Annotated in this window: 17 protein-coding genes and 1 pseudogene; 1 reads left to right on the forward strand and 17 read right to left on the reverse strand. The window is 34.9% G+C overall.

Going from position 1 to position 15778, the window contains the following annotated elements; all coding sequences use genetic code 11:
• Positions 1-88: 88 nt before the first annotated feature.
• From GMB86_RS05300 to GMB86_RS05340, 9 genes and pseudogenes are all read right to left on the reverse strand, one after another.
• Positions 89-1060, reverse strand: a complete 972-nt coding sequence (locus GMB86_RS05300) for an alpha/beta hydrolase (RefSeq protein ID WP_155217538.1) — start codon at positions 1058-1060, stop codon at positions 89-91.
• Between the two features lie 208 nt (positions 1061-1268).
• Positions 1269-1688 (reverse strand): MerR family transcriptional regulator, encoded by a 420-nt coding sequence (locus GMB86_RS05305; protein ID WP_155217540.1) that lies wholly within the window; start codon positions 1686-1688, stop codon positions 1269-1271.
• 276 nt (positions 1689-1964) lie between these two features.
• A complete protein-coding gene (locus tag GMB86_RS05310) occupies positions 1965-2348 on the reverse strand; it encodes a DoxX family protein (RefSeq protein WP_155217542.1) in 384 nt (127 codons plus the stop codon).
• A gap of 157 nt (positions 2349-2505) precedes the next feature.
• Positions 2506-3447, reverse strand: coding sequence for a ring-cleaving dioxygenase (locus GMB86_RS05315; RefSeq protein WP_155217544.1), 942 nt, complete (start codon positions 3445-3447; stop codon positions 2506-2508).
• A 455-nt stretch (positions 3448-3902) separates the two neighbouring features.
• A pseudogene (locus GMB86_RS16140) lies at positions 3903-4344 on the reverse strand (transposase); the annotation flags it as partial.
• Between the two features lie 104 nt (positions 4345-4448).
• Complete coding sequence (locus GMB86_RS05325; protein WP_155217546.1) at positions 4449-5519, reverse strand: sulfite oxidase; 1071 nt, start codon at positions 5517-5519, stop codon at positions 4449-4451.
• 533 nt (positions 5520-6052) lie between these two features.
• Positions 6053-7051 carry a zinc-dependent alcohol dehydrogenase family protein gene (locus tag GMB86_RS05330; RefSeq protein ID WP_155217548.1) on the reverse strand — a complete coding sequence of 333 codons (999 nt, stop codon included), beginning with the start codon at positions 7049-7051 and terminating at the stop codon, positions 6053-6055.
• 620 nt (positions 7052-7671) lie between these two features.
• Complete coding sequence (locus GMB86_RS05335) at positions 7672-9786, reverse strand: heavy metal translocating P-type ATPase (protein WP_044394570.1); 2115 nt, start codon at positions 9784-9786, stop codon at positions 7672-7674.
• The gene (locus tag GMB86_RS05340) at positions 9779-10147 is read right to left on the reverse strand and encodes an ArsR/SmtB family transcription factor (protein ID WP_044394569.1); all 369 of its coding nucleotides are present in this window, start codon (positions 10145-10147) and stop codon (positions 9779-9781) included. Before GMB86_RS05340 ends, GMB86_RS05335 begins: the two co-directional genes overlap by 8 nt.
• A gap of 193 nt (positions 10148-10340) precedes the next feature.
• Here GMB86_RS05340 and GMB86_RS05345 point away from each other — a divergent pair, with 193 nt between their 5' ends.
• Positions 10341-10982, forward strand: a complete 642-nt coding sequence (locus GMB86_RS05345) for a class I SAM-dependent methyltransferase (RefSeq protein WP_044394568.1) — start codon at positions 10341-10343, stop codon at positions 10980-10982.
• An 85-nt stretch (positions 10983-11067) separates the two neighbouring features.
• Here GMB86_RS05345 and merA read toward each other — a convergent pair whose 3' ends face one another.
• The 8 genes from merA to GMB86_RS05385 form a co-directional block, all read right to left on the reverse strand.
• The gene (gene merA, locus GMB86_RS05350) at positions 11068-12708 is read right to left on the reverse strand and encodes a mercury(II) reductase (protein ID WP_062686370.1); all 1641 of its coding nucleotides are present in this window, start codon (positions 12706-12708) and stop codon (positions 11068-11070) included.
• A gap of 15 nt (positions 12709-12723) precedes the next feature.
• Positions 12724-13038: a heavy-metal-associated domain-containing protein gene (locus GMB86_RS15710; RefSeq protein WP_062686372.1), complete on the reverse strand. Its 315-nt coding sequence runs from the start codon at positions 13036-13038 to the stop codon at positions 12724-12726.
• Positions 13039-13054: 16 nt separating this feature from the next.
• Positions 13055-13357, reverse strand: a complete 303-nt coding sequence (merT, locus tag GMB86_RS05360; RefSeq protein WP_062686373.1) for a mercuric transport protein MerT — start codon at positions 13355-13357, stop codon at positions 13055-13057.
• 19 nt (positions 13358-13376) lie between these two features.
• Positions 13377-13607 carry a mercury resistance system transport protein MerF gene (gene merF, locus GMB86_RS05365; protein WP_036178241.1) on the reverse strand — a complete coding sequence of 77 codons (231 nt, stop codon included), beginning with the start codon at positions 13605-13607 and terminating at the stop codon, positions 13377-13379.
• Positions 13608-13624: 17 nt separating this feature from the next.
• The gene (gene merR / locus GMB86_RS05370) at positions 13625-14023 is read right to left on the reverse strand and encodes an Hg(II)-responsive transcriptional regulator (protein ID WP_062686376.1); all 399 of its coding nucleotides are present in this window, start codon (positions 14021-14023) and stop codon (positions 13625-13627) included.
• 112 nt (positions 14024-14135) lie between these two features.
• Positions 14136-14462, reverse strand: coding sequence for a YnfA family protein (locus GMB86_RS05375; RefSeq protein ID WP_062686379.1), 327 nt, complete (start codon positions 14460-14462; stop codon positions 14136-14138).
• A gap of 139 nt (positions 14463-14601) precedes the next feature.
• Positions 14602-15276, reverse strand: a complete 675-nt coding sequence (locus GMB86_RS05380) for a hypothetical protein (protein ID WP_062686381.1) — start codon at positions 15274-15276, stop codon at positions 14602-14604.
• Positions 15277-15362: 86 nt separating this feature from the next.
• The gene (locus GMB86_RS05385; protein ID WP_139109147.1) at positions 15363-15671 is read right to left on the reverse strand and encodes a hypothetical protein; all 309 of its coding nucleotides are present in this window, start codon (positions 15669-15671) and stop codon (positions 15363-15365) included.
• Between the last annotated feature and the right edge of the window lie 107 nt (positions 15672-15778).

Genomic DNA, 15778 nt, shown 5'->3' on the forward strand with positions numbered 1-15778 from the left:
CCCATATTTTAAGTTAAATTAAAAGAACCGTTTTGAAAAAAGATTGATCAAAACGGGTTAATTCTTTCTGACCAATTTGTATAACTAATTAAATCATATTTTTTTGAAAGAAATCTGTAATTTCCTCAAATGGGATGATATCAGTCTTGTCATACAAATCTGTATGACTAGCATTCGGAATCACCGTAATTTTTTTATTATCACCTTTTAATTTTTTAAATGCGTCTTGACTAAAGTATAAGGAATGGGCTTTTTCACCATGTATCATTAGAACGGCACTACGAATTTCATGACTATATTGTAAAAGTGGCATATTCATAAATGATAAAGAGGAAGTAGTGTTCCATCCATCATTAGAATTTAATGAGCGCTCATGATACCCACGATTTGTTTTATAATAATCGAAGTAATCTTTTACGAAAGATGGCGCATCTTCTGGAAGAGGGTCTACTACGCCACCTGCTCTTTCATACTCTCCATTTTTGTAATCTATAATTCTTTGTGCATTTAAACTTTTTCTTGTTTCATATCGTGCATCTTCATCCATTGCATCAAAGTATCCTTGAGCGTTCACACGAGACATATCGTACATTGTAGATGCTACCGTTACCTTGATTCTTGTATCAATCGCCGCAGCATTTAAAGCCATTCCTCCCCAGCCACAGATGCCAATAATGCCTATTTTGTCAGGATTAACATTCTCTTGAACAGACAAGAAGTCTACAGCCGCTTGAAAATCCTCTGTATTAATGTCTGGTGATGCAACATAGCGTGGTGTTCCTCCACTTTCACCTGTAAAAGAGGGGTCAAAAGCAATTGTTAAAAATCCTTTTTCAGCCATCGTTTGAGCATATAAACCTGATGATTGTTCCTTAACTGCTCCAAATGGACCACAGACAGCGATTGCTGGAAGTTTTCCTTCAAATTGTTTCGGTTCATATAAGTCAGCAACCAATGTGATTCCATACCGATTATGGAAAGTAACTTTATGATGATTAACTTTTTCACTTTTTGAAAAAACTTTATCCCATTCTTGTGTAATAGTTAAATCTTCTTTCATCTTTTACTCCTCTCCTTTTACCTATTTGACATTAATTTGTGAATGCACTATTATGATAATCCCTAAACCTAACTTTAGGTCAAGTGTGATTTTAAAAAAATTTTAGGAATGATGTTATGCAAAAAATTTGACAAATTTTACGCTTATTTTTTAAAAACCGTCGCCTATTCGAATCGTTATGAATCAGATAGGCGACGGCTTTACTATTTTATTGCATTTTAAGGAGTCTTGGGTTAGACATTTGCTCTTTAACAATTTTTTCGGTTCCATCCGCCACGGCTTTAGTATAGTATTCAACCTTGTAATCAATATAATTTAATGTGCTTTCTAATTCTTTGATTTGAGATTGGAGTGCCTCTCTACGGGCTAAAAACATTTCTAGACGATCTTTCAATGTTTCATTTCCTTCTTGGCACCAATCAATAAAAGTTTTAATGTCTTTTATAGACATTCCTGATTTTTTCAGGCATTCAATTGTAATTAATCCTGAAATGGCTTCTTCGTCGAAGATTCGATTTCCACTTTCATTCTTTTCAAGATTAGGAATTAAACCTTCCTTATCGTAATATCTAAGAGTTGAGATATTTAAATTAAATTTCTTAGCTACCTCTCCTATTGTATACCGCATCCTCTACTCTCCTTATTTATCTAAATCTAACCTAAATCTAAAGTTAGGTCTATGTCTATGATAGCATATGTTTTTCTTTTCATTTAAATCAGTGATTTTAATGTCGAAGTGCCAGGCACTTCGATATTAGCAATATATAGTTCCACTAATAAAGGTTAAATAATAAATAGTCCCCTATCGAGTAGAAAGGGGACCATTAGTATATTGATAAATTTAAGTCTTTGTCACCCTTACATAAAGCAACAGCAACTCTTAAATGCTTTTCTTTTGTTCATTCTATAATGAATAGCCCCCAGGACCAATGAGTGCCAAGCCAATTGAAACAACAATCAGTACCAAGTTATATTCGAACCCACCTATAGTATTAGAAAAACCTTTTGATCCATGTACCTTAATGATCGCTCCGAGCATAATTATCGTTATTATAATCGCTCCGAGGGGTAGAAGGAAGCCTAATATGAACAATATTCCACTAACCAATTCTCCAAAGCCACTAAGTGTGGCGACTAGAATGCCAGGTTTAATACCAATCGATTCAAACCATCCTCCGGTTCCTTTAATCCCATGTCCTCCAAACCATCCGAACAATTTTTGACTTCCATAAAATAAAAATACAATTCCTATAATCATACGAATCAAAAATAATCCTAAATCTGTCATAATAAAATACCTCCAAAATTTTTATTTTATACTTTCTTATTTAATGCTTTGATACATTAATAACTTCTTCTAAATTTAACAATGCAATGGCTAACTTTAATTTTGCTTCTTTTTTCGGAAATAAAGAGAGACTTTAAAAATAAAGTTCTCGCCTCCTCTATCCATCCAGATTCCTGACTTTGATTGGCATTAATCTTTGCTCTAATTGATCTCTATATTGTTCATAACGCATGGGCAACATTAATTTTGCTCCCATCGTTTCTTGTGATTCATCATGTGCAAATCCTGGTGGATCAGTTGCTATCTCAAATAGAATTTCCCCATGTTCTCTGAAATAAATCGAATTAAAATAGTTTCTATCTTGAACAGGTGTAATCCCATAACCTTCGTCTTTTATATATTGTTGCCACGCCAATTGATCTTCGTCATCGTTAACTCGCCATGCAATATGATGAACCGTGCCTACCCCCATTTGCCCGCTTGCTACTGGGGTTAATCTCAAATCGATAATGTTTCCAATATTACTTCTAGAATGAAAACGCATGATACCATTTTCTTCTCCTACTATTTCTAATCCTAAGATGTTTTCTAGAAGATACGCCGTTTCTTTTGGTTGGACTGATAACAATGTTGCTCCGCCAAATCCTTTAATGGCGACTTCTGGTGTTACATCTCCGAATCTCCAGTTATTTATTTCACCTCCTTCTCTCTCGACTATTTCTAAATGAAGTCCATGTGGATCATCAAATGTTAAATAGGTCTCACCAAATCGTTCCGTTTTAATAAATGAAATATCATACTTAGACAGCCTTTTTTCCCAAAAACTTAATGCGCCAAGAGGAACAACATAAGACGTCACGCCTACCTGGCCGCCGCCAACTTTACCTTGATAGGCACCTACCCATGGGAAAAATGTTATGATGGTACCTGGTTTACCTCTCTCATTTCCAAAATAAAGATGATAAGTCCCTGGATCATCGAAATTTACCGTCTTTTTAACTAGACGTAAACCTAATATGCCAGCATAGAAATCAACATTTTCTTGTGGGTTTCCAACAATGGATGTAATGTGGTGTATTCCTGTCATTTTTTTATTCATAAAAATCCCTCCTTAACATGAAGTTGTCATTCTGTTGTATAAAATTAGCTATCGATAGAAATTATCTCGAATTCGAGATATTTATTTAAAAAAATATATCTCTAATTCATTTATATTTAATTCGAGATAATTTTATTACATAAATTCCTCTTTGTCAACTATATTTCTAATGAAAAGATACAACTAACTGCTTAAATTACTTCCCATCAACGCTTGAAGGCTGATTATTTTCTATATTCATTTGCATTGTCGTCAGCTATAAGTGCGTGTTCAAAAAGGGACAAATTAGAAGCAAGAAGATAAGAGCGGTGCAGTTCCTGAGGACCGGTATTCCACAGGATGTGGTAGCTTTAGGCGCCAGCCACAGGACGTGAGCGATTTTAGTTGAAGATCCTCTTGTCTTTGCTACATGAGGACCGGAAAAACAAGTAAGCGCCCGAGATTCACAGCTTATCATTTGCTTCTACACCAACGGATAAAGCCCTGTCAATCATGGAATGAATTTGTTCAGGAGCCGTTTGAAGGGCTTCCACACGTCGTTTATACCCTGTAGATTGCTTATCAATATGCGAGCTGATCCCATTAATTTGTGTTTTCTTTGAACTGAGTAGTGAAAAGTCGATGGGCATAAATGTTGCCCCATCGACCAGCCCAAAGTCAACATACGAAAGCCCTTATAAAATCGCATCTTTTGAGAAGCATGATCAAAACATCAGGCAAGAAGTTCAACCTTTTTACTACGCTGGCGATAGAAAGAGGAGTCATCTACAGCACTTTAGGGCGGCATCGGTCCGTGAGTGCACTTACTATTTTTATCGAACTGGCGCTGAGGTAAAGTAAAAATCGTCGTCATGCAAACTTGGAATGATTCAAAAAACGATAAACAGCGTCTTTGGCGAGTGCTTCCGTCTGAACGTGTTACACGTTTCTGGACGTGTGCTTCCCTCGATTGGGTTGGTTCCAACGCTCCCTTCGTAGAGACATAGGAACTTCTCTTGCGGCTATTCTACCTTAACCTTGATTTTATCAATGGCATTATACCCATAACCCTTTTTATTCCAAAAAGGTATAGTTGGCTGGATTTGGCCATATGAATCTGTTGCTTTTGACATAATCATATATTCACCTTTCTTTGATATAGTCCATTCATAATACCAAGATTGCCAGCCATAACTAGAATCTTTAGTAGACTCTAATTTTGCATTTAGCCAAGTACTCCCACCGTCTACACTTATTTCTAACTTTGTAATAAAACCATTACCTATCCAAGCAATCCCTTTAATCAAATGCTTACCAGTATTTAAAATTTCCATATCTAAGGGCTTTTGAATAGTCGAGTTTACATTTATTGTAGTAACAGGGAAGGCATCTTTATTATTTTGTTCATTTGGGTAATACACATAATCGATTGTCTGAAAGGGTCCTGTAAAATTAGAATCAATAACACTAATCTGCTTAATCCATTTAACGGATGCCATCGCATACCACTGTGGAACAATTAATCTCAGTGGATAACCATGTTTAAACGGAATTGGCTGATTATTGTATTCATATGCAATAATGGTATCAGGGTGGATCGCCTTCTCAATAGGCAAACTTCTAGCGTAGGTGAAAACCTTATTTAGATCGGTTCTTTCTCCGAAATCATATCCTTCCACGACAATTTCTTTTGCTCCTTCTCTTATTCCAGATAGTTCAAGTAGAGCCCGTAACGGTACACCCTTCCAATAGCCTTGGCTAATAGCACCCTTTCCCCATTTTACTCCAAATACTTTAGGCTCGAAAAGGTTACGTTTATCTCCTGAACATTCAAGGACAACTTGTATTGTTTTTGAAGGTAAATGAAGAATGTCCTGCATGGAAAGCAGTATTGGTGTTGATACTATCCCATTAATCGGGAGCCAATAGTTTGAGTAAGAAAGAGTTGGATAAGAAAAGTGGTTCCGTCTATAAAATAATTTATTATCCATAATGTCAGTCTTGATAAATTGAAAGGGTGTCTCCTGATTTTCCGGTAACAAACTATGCGTCAATAAATACGGCTTTACTCTATGGTGGTTTGAACGGTCCATAACTTCCTCCTAATTAGAAAGGTTCATAAAGTATGTTTATGAACAATGCATTCTAATTAGGTTATTTAGAACGAATTAAATTAATGAAAGCCTCAACATTTATTTTTCATGATGGGAGAAAACGCATTATCCTAGATACATTCCCAATTCGATAGTCTCATCCATCAGCCTCATACATAGTATGGCTCCCTACTCCCCTTCTTTGTTCAGTTATTAAATATATGGGATAGTTGTAAACTGAATTTTTAGATAGACATTAGTATACCTTACGATTTCGCCTGTAACACTACAATTCCCCTACTTATCACGTGGCCTATGCCTAATTATTTTTATATTTATTTTTTATCGAGGAAACCTACTTGGTGAGTGTTACACATTACAGAGTTTGGGCATGATTGGATTGGTTACAATTTAGTTTGCACCCCTTCGGAGAGACACAGGAACATCCCTTACGCTGTAATCCAATTTTTCCCCGTCCCTTGGAAAAAGTATGGTTATACTTAGAGTAAAGATTTTTTTTAAACTAATTCCTATTACCAGTTATTCTTAATTAAGATTTTTCCTATTGCTTTATTTGATTCTAAGAATTTATGAGCTTCCCCTACTTGATCAAATGTAAATACATTAGTATCAATTAAAGGTTTTAATTGTTCAGCTTCTACAATTTTTGTAATTTCATTTAACATTTCTCCATGACGATGACGTTGGTCTTCATTTACAATCTTTAACAACATGTATGTCACGTGAAGTGATAAACCTTTCATATGCATTTTGGATAAATCATGTTTTGAATACGTAAGAATAGATACGACCGTTCCATTTATAGCAGCTGCTTCGAAAGAAAGGTCTAAATTATCGCCACCTACTGTATCAAATACAAGATCAAATCCTTTTCCATTTGTGTATTTCTTAACATATTCTTCAACAGTTTCTTGTTTATAGTTGATACCTACATCAGCACCTAGTTGAGTTGCAATAGTTAATTTTTTCTCAGTAGAAGCTGTCGTATAAACGTTTGCACCTGCCCATTTTGCTAATTGTATAGCTACATGACCCACACCACCGGTTGCCGCGTGAATAAGAACATCTTGTCCTTTTTTTATATTTCCTCGGTCAAATAAAGCTTCCCATGCAGTTAGAGTAACAAGTGGTAAAACTGCAGCTTCTTCCATTGTTAGGTTTTTAGGTTTATGTGCAATGAGACGTTGATCTGCCAGCATATATTCAGCTAAAGCTCCGCCGCCTGTTCCTTTAAATCCTCCAGGACATCCGTATACTTCATCACCATGTTTGAAGTCCGTTACACCTTCTCCTACTTCTTCAACAATGCCTGCAACATCTCCATGTAAAACAGCAGGTAAAGCAGGAGCAGCATGACTTTCTCCTCCTTGACGAATATAAGCATCTACAGGATTCATACTAGTAGCTACAACTTTAATTAAGACATAACCGGGCTTAACAGTTGGCTTTGTTATTTCTTCAATTTGAAAAACAGATGGATCCCCAAATGTTTTAATAACCTGTGCTTTCATTGAAATCATTCCCTTGTATTATATATTGATGAGGATATTTAACATGACACGTATTAACTTACCTGAAATTAATACTTTAATGCTAAAAACTGTAGTCGCAAAATTAAAGTGTATTCTCCCCCCTTCTCTCAAACCCTTGTCATTCCTGCCTTTCTCCGATTTTCCCATTTTCTGTAGGCAAATGAGTTGTTCCCCCGTTCGCTCCTTTTTTCTCCTATTTTTTGTCAGAATCCTGATTTTTTAGGAAAATAAGTTGTTCCGTAGGAACAGGGATAAAAATGGGTCAGGGCTAAGGGTTTTTCCTGCTTTTTCTCCTGCCCTTTTTCTCTCTTTTCCTCTGGTTTTTATCTTGAAATCGTTGATTTATCGGGCTTTATCAGACGTTTCCTCCTGCCTTTATTCATGCCTTTCTCATGCTTTTTACTGGCTTTTTCTCCGCTTCTGGACACAAAAAAACGAGGAAAACTGGAGGCTATCCTCCAATTTTCACTCGTTTTAGGGAACAACTTATTTAACCAAGGGAACAGTTTATTTGCCTTGGGTAAAACTTCTTTTTGCTATAACATAGAAGCAGGTGATAGGAAAAAAGGGATTAGGGATTGAGTGCTAACATTTTTCCATTATTCCTTTACTTTCAATAATCTTAAACTGTTTAGGGTAACAATCAATGTTGCTCCCATATCTGCAAAGATGGCTAACCACAATGTCAACCAGCCTGGAACAATAAGTACCAAGGCAAGTAACTTAATGCCTAATGAAAAAGTAATATTTTGCTTAATGATTGCCAACGCTTTTCGACTTAGTTTGATTGTATATGGAAGTTTACTTAAATCATCAGACATCAAAGCAATATCCGCAGTCTCTAATGCTGTGTCCGTTCCAGCTCCGCCCATTGCTATACCCACTGTTGCAGATGCAAGGGCAGGTGCATCGTTTACTCCGTCTCCGACCATTGCTACTTTATCATATTTACTACGAAGCTGTTTAATATAGACTAACTTATCTTCTGGTAAAAGTTCAGCTTGTATCTCCATGACACCAACTTCTTTACCGATTGCTTTAGCTGTTCCTTCATTATCTCCTGTAAGCATGACCGTCTTTTCAATGCCAATTTGATGAAGTTTACGAATTGCCTCTTTAGAACTCTCCCTTACTTCATCTGCCACTGCAATAAGAGACATAATCTCTTTAGAAGTTCCTAAGACCATCACTGTTTTTCCTTGCTCTTGCATATTAGTTATCTGTTGTTTAATATTCTTTTCTATGCTATATAATTCCTCGAATAAATTTGGACTACCTACATAATAAGTCGTTCCATCGATATCTGCTTTTACACCTTTTCCTGTAATCGACTGGAAGTTCTCTATATTCACATCTTTATAAGGTAAATTATCGGCTTCAGCTTTTCTTATAATGGCTGAAGCTAACGGATGCTGTGACCCCTTTTCAATTGCAGATGTAATCGTCATTATTTTTTGTTCTTCTTCATTAAAAGCGACAATATCTGTAACAGAAGGAAGACCTTTTGTAAGTGTTCCAGTTTTATCAAATGCAATAACTTTTAATGCCCCTGTTTCTTCTAAGTGAATTCCACCTTTTATCAAAACACCATTTTTCGCTCCATTTCCTATGGCAGTTACAATGGATACTGGTGTTGAAATGACCAACGCACAAGGACAACCTACAACAAGAACTGCCAAACCTCTATAAATCCACTCCTGCCAATCTCCGTTTAAGAATAGGGGAGGAACTACTGCCAGTAATAGGGCAATAATAATAATTCCTGGTGTATAATACTTTGCAAATTTGTCTACAAACGCCTGGGATGGTGCTTTTTCCGCTTGTGCTTCCTCCACCATATGAATGATTTTGGAAAGAGTGGTATCCTCAACACGTTTCGTAACTTTTACCTCTAATAATCCTTCTTCATTCAACGTACCAGCATATACCTCTTCATTGACTTTTTTTACTACTGGTACAGATTCACCCGTAATGGCCGCTTGATTGATAGTAGATGTTCCTTTTACAACAATCCCATCCATTGCAAGTTTCTGACCTGGTTTTACTATCATAATGTCGTCTATTTGAATGTCATCAACTTGAACCGTAATCTCTTTATTTCCTCTACGAATAAGAGCTTCTTTTGGTGCTATATCCATTAGGGATTGGATAGAATTACGAGCTTTATCCATTGAGTATCTTTCTAATGCTTCGCTAACTGCAAACAGGATAACAACAGTTGCTCCTTCGCCCCATTCTCCAATAGCAGATGCTCCTAATATGGCTACCGTCATCAAGGTATTCATATCAAACTTTAAATGAACTAAATTTTTAAGTCCTTTGATAAATAGGGAATAGCCACCAATCAAAATAGAAAGTGCATAGCCTATAGTCGGAATTAGACTTTCCTCACCATATTGTTTGGTCATCATCCAACTTATCAATAGTAAGACTGCTGATATATATACTTTTATATTTTCTTTTTGTTTCCAAAAAGATTCTTGCTTAACAACTTGCTCTCTTTCATTTCTTATCTTTAAATTTTCAAATGCCCCTGCTTTTTCTAACTCTTCAATAGTTGCATTTCCAATAACATCAACTTTCGATGCACCAAAATTTACTTTCGCATCTTGAACTCCTTCAAGTGCTTTGACGTTGTTTTCAAATATTGATGCACAATTTGCACAAGTAAAACCTTGTACTCTATAAGTTTTCGTTTGTTGTTGTTCAGACATGTGCTTTCACCTCCTGATTATGTTCCAATGCAATAAGGATTAACTGTTTAATATGGTCATCGTCTAATGAATAAAAAGCCAATTTCCCTTCTTTTCGATGCCTTAATATAGAAAGTTTATGAAGAGTACGAAGATGATGGGAGGCTGTCGCTACAGATGTACCTAAGATATTGGCAACATCACAAACACATAGTTCATCTTCTTGACAAAGAGCATACGCAATCTTAGTACGATTTTCATCACCTATTACTTTAAATACTTTGGAAATATTACTGATATCTGCCTTCTCGATTTCCTCTTGAACTCGATTTACTTTCTCTTCATCGTAGCAATAAATTTCACATGTATCTTTTTTACTCACATTCACTTCTCCTTTCTCATTCAAATGTTTATTTGAATATATTATAACTCTAACCCCTTTGTTATTCAAATATATATTTGAATGAAACGAAAAATTATTCTTATCTTTATGAAAATCCCACAAATTAAAGGATTTTATTAATATTCCAAAGAATACAGATACACAATAAAGTTTTTAAACGAGGAGTTCTAAAATGAATAGCACATGGAATCAAATTATCTATAAAGTATGGTCGCCATTTTATGACCAATTTTTCAATAAAGGAATTTTTTTAAAAGCAAGAAGAGAGGTATTTAAGGATATAGAATGGGTTCAGGAGGAAAGGGTACTCTTCGTAGGTTGTGGTACAGGTGCAGATTTAGAGTATGTCCCTCATAATGATATCGACATAACAGCCATTGATTTTTCCAGTGACATGCTGGATAAAGCAAGAGAAAAGTTTCATCATACAGATATTACATTCCTGCAAATGGATGCACAGGATTTAACATTTCCTGATGAATCTTTTGACATTGTAATAGCAAGTTTACTTCTTTCTGTTGTCCCAAATCCTCATAAGTGTATGGAAGAGATGATTAGAGTAACGAAACCTAAAGGGAGAATATTGATATTTGATAAATTCGTTCCTGAGAACCAAGAACTATCCCTTTTCAAAAGGGGAATAAGACCGCTTATCTCCTTGTTGGGTACAGATATTGGATTGAGATTTGAACAAGTGGCTAATCCATTTTCTAAGCAATTATCCATACAAATGGATTCACCAATTATGCTAAATGGTATGTACAGAAAAATTATTGGAATTAAAATCCAAAATGATAAAAAAGTAAGGAATTAAATACTCAAGGTTAATTGAATAAAAAATGCTTTACTCCTTATTGAAGTAAAGCACCATTTGTTTAAGAAGAACATGTACAGACCTTCTATCCTGCACAACAAGATAATTTTGAAACGTCTTTATCAAACGTAAGAGAAGCCAACTTTAACCCTTCTGCCATTGTTAAGTATGGTGCAAGGCTTTCCTTTAAGTCTTCAACAGTTAGACCAAATTTCACAGCTAATGTTCCTGCATAAATTACATCACCAGCATTTTCAGATACAACATGGACTCCTAATATCTTTAATGTTTTCGCATCTGCCACTATTTTGAATACACCTGTGGTTTCACGATTCACAATTGCTCTTGGAACAGCTTCTAAAGGTAATACAGATGTTTTGACATCATATCCTTTTTCTTTTGCTTGTTCTTCTGTTAAACCAACGGTTGCAATCGAAGGATTTGTAAATGTAACACCTGGTACAACCGATAAATCTAATTTTTTATTTAACCCACCAATTGCATTATCAGCGACAATTCCACCTTCATAGGCCGCTACATACACAAATTGTGGTCCAAGTGTTACATCCCCAGCAGAATAAATCTTTTCATTACTTGTTTGAGCATATTCATTTATTTTTATTTCTTTGCGGTTTCCCACTTCAACACCTGCTACACTTAAATTTAGAGAATCTGTATTTGGTTTTCTACCTGTTGCAACAAGGAGTTGCTCTGATTCAATTATTTTTCGTTTTCCTTCAACCGTTACATAAACCTTTTTTATTTCTCCTTCTTGTTCCACACGCTCAAAAGTTGCCCCTTTTATTAGGTTTATACCCTGTTCTGTTAAAGCTCTTTCCACTGCTTCAGAAATCTCAGGGTCATATTCTTTTAATAGACGCTCACTTCTTTGCATAAGTGTAACTTCCGAACCTAAATGATGAAAAAGTTGCCCAAGTTCCATTCCAATATACCCTGAACCAATTACCGTTAAGCGTTTTGGAACTTTTTTTAATTCAAGTAGCGTTGTACTTGTTAAATAATCTACTTCTTCAAGTCCTGCAATCGGTGGTAAAGATGGAGAAGCACCTGTTGCGATTAAAAAGCGTTTTGCTGAAAGTTTTCTTCCATTTACCTCAACTATACTTTCATCAACAAATTTAGCTTCACCCTCAATTAAATCAAATCCATATTTATCAATTAAATTAACATATTTTTGATTGCGGAGTTCACTAACCAATTCATTCTTTTGCTTTACTAACGGTGCTAATTCTACTTCTCCAGCAGATGTTTGTAACCCAATAAATGGATTTGATTTTGCTAAATGATTGATTTCCCCAGCTCGTAAAAGGGTTTTTGAAGGAACACAACCAATATTTACGCATGTTCCCCCAACCGTTCCACGCTCAATCATCCCAACTTTTGCCCCATATTCTATTGCTTTAATGGCGGCCGAAAAGGCCGCTCCACCAGAACCGATAATAAGCAGGTCATAATCACCTTCATTACCTAAATCCACATCTTCCTTTGATAACACATCTTCTATTTCACCAGGTTGATATTTTGCTTCATTGATAGCTCTTTTGGCAGTTTCAATCTCTTTATTATCAGGTAATTCAAATACAGCTTCACCACGACTAAAATTAGCTTTTATGTTTTTAGCTCCTATATTTTCAAGTGCGACAGCTACATGCTCTTCACACCCTGTACAAGTCATTCCCTCAATCTTTATCCGATATTTTTTCATGTGTTTTATCCTCCTTTATTTTACACCGTAACCTAAATCCAAAACGGACTCTTGAATGATTTTAATATCTGTTTTTACATCATCATAAGAAACCGTTACAGTTCCCTCTGTTCCTTTTGTTTCAATAATTACATTATTTACCCCATCCACTTTATTTATCGCACTTTCTACGACAAATGGACAACTTGCACAATACATATCTGTTACTGTAAACGATACGGAGTTACTATTATTACTTGTAATAGTTTGTATCTCTTTTTCATTACTACACGCAGAAAGAAAAAGTAAAAACAACAATAAAATGATGGCTAAAACCTGTTGAACCCGCACAATAAATACCCCTTTCCTACAAGTACCCTTTGGAAATTAGCGTATAAACAAACATCCCAAATACCAAAACCGTTGTAATCCATAATCCAATAATAGAACTTTTCTTTTTACACTTTCGCCCATAAATCAAATAAAATGAGTAAGCTAATAAAACCAACGTAACCGTTATTAGCATCGTTTGATATTTCGTTGCATAAATTGCTAATCCTCCAGCAAAACCTGTTAAACCAAGAGGAATCAAAATTACAGGTCCTAAACAACAACCTGCCATCAGAAATCCAGAAAATAGTGTTGCTACTTGTGAAACTTTCTCTTTCATCACTATCACCACCTATATCTTAAGAGCAACAAGAATCATTCTTAGAATTCGATTTATTCAACTTATTATAAGAGTAGAGAGTTAAGGCAAGAAAAATTGCTAAAACTGGAATTAGAATATAATCTAAATAGCCAGTTATCGCCCCTAATCCAATAGCACTTAATAAAATAACTAATATAGGTGTAGCACAACATAGTAGAACAACAAATATCCCTACCATTCCTACAATAAAGCTCTTTTTATGTTTCATAAAAATCTCCCTTCTTATTAGTCCTCAATCAACGCTTCAATAATGGGGCATTCATGTAACTCCTTTTCATCTGGACATCTTTTCTTTAAATCTTTCAACATGCGTTCAATACGCTTTAAATCTTCTATTTGTTTTTTAACTTCTTCTTCTTTTTTTGATACAAATTCAAACATGTCCTGGCATCGAATTTCATCTTTATCTACAACCCCAAGTAATTTATAAATTTCATTCAAAGAAAAACCAAGCTCTTGCATTCGTTTAATAAACCCTACACGCTTAACATCATCCTCTGAATATGTCCGATAACCTGAATTTGTTCGAGAAGGTTCTTGTAATAAATTCTTTCGTTCGTAGTATCTAATGGTTTCTTTATTAACCCTACACTTATCCGCAAATTCACTAATACGATAACTCAAATTATTCACCCCATATAAAAGTATAAACCGTGTACTATAGTACACGGTCAAGGATAGTGTTATACATTTTTCTTAAGACTAAAAAAGCAATACCCTTCTATTAAAGGAATTGTTATTGGCGTGGTGCAAACAACATCACTGAAACACCAACTAAACATATACCTGCACCCACCCAGTCATATAAATCTGGTGTCTTTTTATCAATACCCCATCCCCATAATACGGAAAGTATTATAAATACTCCTCCATAGGCCGCATAGACTCTTCCAAACGATGGAAAGGTTTGAAATGTAGCAATAACACCGTATAAAGCTAATGCAACACCTCCAAATATACCCCAATAAAACGGCTTACCTTCCCTTAGCCACAGCCAAATAAGATAACCTCCTCCAATCTCAGCAATTCCTGCAAACAGAAATAATGCGATTGTATAAAACAAATATAAACACTCCCTTGAACAATTTAATGAATAATAACCTTTTAACATTCCCAGTTACTTGAATATTTATAGAAACTTCCTATTTTAAGGAAGTTTTGAAATCCCTGTTGAAAAATATTTAAATGAAATAATATTATTTTCACTTCTGGAAATCTTTCGTTTTGGTTACAAAAGACTGCTGAATTACGTCTTTATCTTTGTTTAACAGCGAATTTCTTTCAAGGAGAATCTCAATAAATTCTTTAGCAAAACCAATCAAATCAAAGTAATCAAATATATCATCAATATTGATGTAAACATATCGACAAAATCTTGAATTATAAATAGCCAACTTATCTATTTTAGGAAAGGAAGGTGTAAAGAGAGATAAAATATAATATCCGATAAGTTGCCTCATATGGTCTGCTTTATATCCAAACTGGGACTCAGTTTTTATCTCAATCAACGTGCTATCTATTAAAATATCAGCATCTGCTCCTCCTACTAAAATAGATGCTTTTTCAAATGAAGGATTACATATAAGAGTATGGTTCATTATGAAAAGAGAAGAAAACTTTTGAGTCTCTCTTGTTAAATTTAACAAGTCTGTGATATCCTTTTCTGACACATAAAAAACACCTTGTTCATGTATATAATTAGAACGATAGAAAGCATCCAAATTCCCCAGTATCATACAATCTTCCATCAGTTGAGTATCATCAACTGATTCCCCTAAAATGTAAGAATTTCTTCTTTCAATAATATTATCATAAATAATTTCCCCTTCAGAATAATGGGTAGTTATTGTAAAGTCCCCAAAAAACTTTAGCTCCATATTTTCAAGGATTTCATCCGTGTATTTTTCATGTATTTAATCAAGGACTGCTTCAAACCATTCATCAGTTGTTTTATTCTCTTCTTTCATTTCAAATAGGTCTCATAATAATAATTACCGAACTCTTTTTCTTCTTCTTTTATGAATGGAAGGTGATATTTGTAAGCATCTTTATCGAAAAATTTTTTCTCTGTAAAAAGCAAGGATAGACCCTGATAAGCAACTAAATTATCATTTTCTTGTAAGCGGTTATTTATTCGTTGTATAAACGCTCTTAACCAATAATCATATGCGTGTCCTACAATGGGGTTTGCTCTACCATCTGATTTCACAATAATTGGTGCTTTCACAGGAAAGGCAGGACCTTCATTAAGTGTCTGAAAAAACTGTTTCATATTTGGAATTGACTTGAAAAGTTCTTTTATCTGCTTATTATGGTTTAGTAATCTCGTCAATGACATTTACCGTACTCTTTACATATTTCAATTAAGACTATCGAAGA

The sequence above is a fragment of the Terrilactibacillus tamarindi genome (genome assembly GCF_009718825.1).
Taxonomy (GTDB): Bacteria; Bacillota; Bacilli; order Bacillales; family Sporolactobacillaceae; genus Terrilactibacillus; species Terrilactibacillus tamarindi.